A 2376-nucleotide genomic window follows, 5' to 3' on the forward strand; every position below is an offset into this window, starting at 1 on the left:
TGTTAGCGTCGGATTATTTTAGCCAAATATAGTCGGCCGAGATTGACCAATCCCGGCCGACCCATTTTAGCCAACACGCCCGCATCTATGACTTTCCTATCGCATTCCTACATCCCCTCGGGCTGGATCCCCCTCACCTTCACCGCCTGGGGGACGGCCTCCACCGAGTAGGTGTCAAGCCCCCTGCCGCGGTAGCTCGGGCCCCGCATCACGAACACCGACGCCTTGTCGAACAGCCTGTCGAGGGCGCAGAGGAGCGTGTCGTCACCCGTGAAGAACTCATCCCACCCGCTCGGGGCGATGTTACTCGTAAGGACCATCGCGTTCGGCCCCTCCTTCTCGTAGCGCCTGTCGACGACATCGAAGAACAGGTCGGTGCACGGCCTGTCGTAGACGCATCTCCCCACCTCGTCCACGATGAGGCACGACGGCTTGACGAGCGAGGAGACGACCCGCGAGGTGTTTCCCCGCTGGACGGCCTTCTGGAACCTGTCCCTGAGCTCGGTCGCCTTTATGTAGTAGGTCTTGAGCCCCCGCATGCAGCACTCGCGCCCGTAGGCCTGCGCGAGGTGCGTCTTCCCTATGCCGCCGGGCCCGACGAAGGCGACGTTGCGGTGCGCGTAGAGGTCGGCCAGCGACGGGAGCTTGCCCAGCGCGGCCGCGTCCCGGCCCTGGATCCTGGAGAAGTCGAAACCCTCGAAGGTCTTGGGCTCGCGCCTGGGCAGCCTGCTCAGCCTCAGCAGCGTCTCGATGGAGGCGAGCCTCCTCTTCTCCGCAAGGTAGGAGAAGGTGGCTGCCACGGCGGCCATCTCCCCGTCGCCGAGGTCGAGGTCCGAGGCGAGGGTCGCGAGCTCCTCCGCCCCGACGGCGATCCCGAGCCTCGACGCGGCGTCGCTCGCGAGCTCGTAGGGGCTCGCCCCCGCGCCCGCCATCATTCGGCCCTCCCGAAGTCGAACCTCTCGAAACCGGGTTTCGTTCTGGGCGGGGCGATCTGCTCGACCACGGTCCCCACCGGCTGGGTCGGTAGCTCCTCGGGCTGCGCCGGCGATGTCTCCCACTGGCCCTCGCACCAGCTGTCGGCGCCGGCGCCGACGGCGTGGGCGACGAGCTCGCGGGAGAGGTCGTCGCTGTATATGTGCACCACGCGCCCCTCCCGGCTCACCCTGCACTCGCGGCGGCCGTACCAGTAGGGCACGCCGTAGCGGTGCCCCTCGAAGCTCACGAAGCCGTCGAAGGAGATCTTCCGGCGCGGGCACAGGTACCGCTCGACCTCGGCCGTGACCTCGAGCGGCCTGGTGTTCGCCGAGCACGCCGCCTCGTGCTCGCGCATCGGGACGCATGCCGCCGGGCGCCGCCAGCGGCCTCCCTGCTCGGCGCACCAGAGGGCGGCCTCCCGGTTGAGGGCGTCAAGGTCGGTGAAGGACCTTCCCGCGAGGAAGTTCCCCTTCACGAAGCGGACGAGCCTCTCCACCTTGCCCTTCGTATAGGGGTGGCGCGGCCTGCACAGCCTGGTGCGGAAGCCGACGACGCCCATGAACTCGGCGTAGTCGGCCTGCCAGACGGGCCGGCCGTCGGCATCGCGGCGGACGACCACGCTCTTCATGTTGTCGGTGAGCACGGTCGCGGGCACGCCCAGCGCCGAGAACGCGTGCAGCATCCCGATGAGGAGGTTCTCCTGGCGCGCGTTCGGGAAGAACTCGACGTGGGCGCCCCCGCAATGGTGGCAGACCATGGCGAAGCAGGCGATCCGCGCCCGCTCGCCGCCGGGGCGCTCGACCGCGACGAAGCTCCAGTCCATCTGGTAGGCCTCTCCGGGCGCCGTCCTGAAGCGCTGGCCGCGGCAGCCCTGCGGGGCCACCTGCCGCCTCTTCGCGGGCACGAGGTCCCGGTGCGCGGCGATATAGGTCTTCACCGTGGTGAGGCCGCCGGCGTAGCCCTGGCCGAGCAGCCGCTCGAATATCACCTGCGAGTTGGTGACGCCCTTCCGCAGGAGGTCGTCCACCAGGCCGGTGTGGCCGGCGAGCACGCCCGGCGCGGCCCTCCTCCCGCTGTTCCCGTGGGGCAGGGCCCTGAACCCGTGGGCCCTGACCGTCCTCGCGCGGGAGCGGGTGAGCCCCGTCCTCCTGCAGAACTCAGCGAGGTTGCATTTCTGCGGGTCGAACCCGTCGCCCTCCTCCGCGGCCATCTCCCGGAGCGCCGCGTCTATAATCTCCTGTAGGTCATCGTGTCTCTCGTTCACCTCAATGGTCCTCCTAACGCCGGCGTGTTGGCACCACCAGCGTAGTGGCGGCGGGGAGGCACGGTGGCCATTATTCGGTGACCGGGATTGGTCAAAATAGTTTGACTATTAGCGGCTAAAATCGCCCGGCGCTAACA

2 protein-coding genes are annotated in these 2376 nt (G+C 68.3%); both read right to left on the reverse strand.

The genetic code is table 11. The annotated features are described in order from the left end of the window. Positions 1-107: 107 nt before the first annotated feature. Positions 108-935, reverse strand: a complete 828-nt coding sequence (locus AB5750_RS09645) for an ATP-binding protein (protein WP_006234068.1) — start codon at positions 933-935, stop codon at positions 108-110. After that, a complete protein-coding gene (istA, locus tag AB5750_RS09650) occupies positions 932-2239 on the reverse strand; it encodes an IS21 family transposase (protein WP_368146274.1) in 1308 nt (435 codons plus the stop codon). The genes AB5750_RS09645 and istA overlap by 4 nt, the downstream gene beginning before the upstream one ends. Between the last annotated feature and the right edge of the window lie 137 nt (positions 2240-2376).

The organism is Collinsella aerofaciens (assembly GCF_040926185.1).
Classification (GTDB): Bacteria; Actinomycetota; Coriobacteriia; order Coriobacteriales; family Coriobacteriaceae; genus Collinsella; species Collinsella aerofaciens_BC.